General features: G+C 75.9%; 1 protein-coding gene and 1 pseudogene. Both read right to left on the bottom strand.

Annotated elements, in window-relative coordinates:
* Positions 1-89: 89 nt before the first annotated feature.
* Entirely contained in the window at positions 90-866 is a 777-nt protein-coding gene (locus NH602_RS30975; RefSeq protein ID WP_374210290.1) for a GNAT family N-acetyltransferase, read from the bottom strand.
* Positions 867-1,052: 186 nt separating this feature from the next.
* Positions 1,053-1,222: pseudogene (locus NH602_RS30970) on the bottom strand (electron transfer flavoprotein subunit alpha/FixB family protein); the annotation flags it as partial.

The following is a 1,222-nucleotide window of genomic DNA, read 5'->3' as shown; positions in this document are numbered from 1 at the left end:
GGCCCCGCCGGAGGCACGGCCCCGCGGCCGGAACCGGCGGCGCGGGCGGAGGGGCGCGCCGGCGTCGCCCTCCGGCCCGGCGGCGATGGTCATGCGCCCGTCACCCCGGCGGCGTCCTCGCCCAGGAAGAAGCGCAGGTAGCGCTGGTCGATGTGGTCCATCCCCAGCAGCACCGGGAAGTCCGCGACGCCGAAGTCCGGGTCGTGCGCGGGCGGCCCGCACACCCAGGTGTTCAGGCGCAGGTAGCCGCGCAGCAGCGGCGGGATGCCGCCGCCCCGGCCCGCGGGGGCGCCGGTCGGGTCCCAGGGGCGGTGCGGGACGGTGCGGTACTCCTCGGGCGCGAGGTGCTTCGCGCGGACCCGGTCCCAGACCGCGGCGGCCTGGGTGCCGCCGTCGGCGAGGGAGACGCTGGCGCAGCCGATCAGCCAGCGGTGCCCGGTGAGCAGCATGTAGCGGGCGAGCCCGGCCCACACCAGCCCGACGACGGCGCCGCCGCGGTGGTCGGGGTGCACGCAGGAGCGCCCGGTCTCGACGATGCCGGGGCGCAGCGGGTCGAGGTTGGTGAGGTCGAACTCGCCGTCGGCGTAGAGGCCGCCCGCGGCGCGCGCCCGCTGCGGCGGGAGCATCCGGTAGGTGCCGACGATCTCGCCGGTGGCGTCCTCGCGGACCACGAGGTGGTCGCAGTGGGCGTCGAAGCGGTCGACGTCGCGGCCGGGGACGGGGCTGTCGAGCCGGGCGCCCAGCTCACCCGCGAACACCCGGTGCCGCAGCGCCTGCGCCGCGGCGACGTCGCCGTCGTCGGTCGTGAGGAGCAGGGAGTACCGCCGGGCCGCGGTCTCCGGGGTCGAGACGATCACCTGGTTCACACCCGGCTTGGTACCGGCCGGGTGCGACACCCGGGCGGTTGCGGACCGACACGCCGGTGGCGTCGGGGTGAACGGACCCGGACAGGTGTCGTCGCAGGCAGGAGCGGGTGAACAGGCCCCGCACACACGACGACGCCCGGGTGCGGGCGGCACCCGGGCGTCGACGCGGTGGAGGACCGGAAGGGGTCAGCCCTTGCGCTTGGCCACTTCCTCCTGCAGCTGCGGCGCGACCTTGAACAGGTCGCCGACGATGCCGAAGTCGGCGATCTCGAAGATCGGCGCCTCCTCGTCCTTGTTCACCGCGACGATCGTCTTCGACGTCTGCATGCCGGCGCGGTGCTGGATCGCGCCGGAGA

Origin of the sequence: Pseudonocardia sp. McavD-2-B (genome assembly GCF_024124365.1) — a bacterium.
Lineage (GTDB): Bacteria > Actinomycetota > Actinomycetes > Mycobacteriales > Pseudonocardiaceae > Pseudonocardia > Pseudonocardia alni.
Note: the sequence above shows the minus strand (reverse complement) of the source record. Positions and strands in the feature narration are given on the sequence as shown.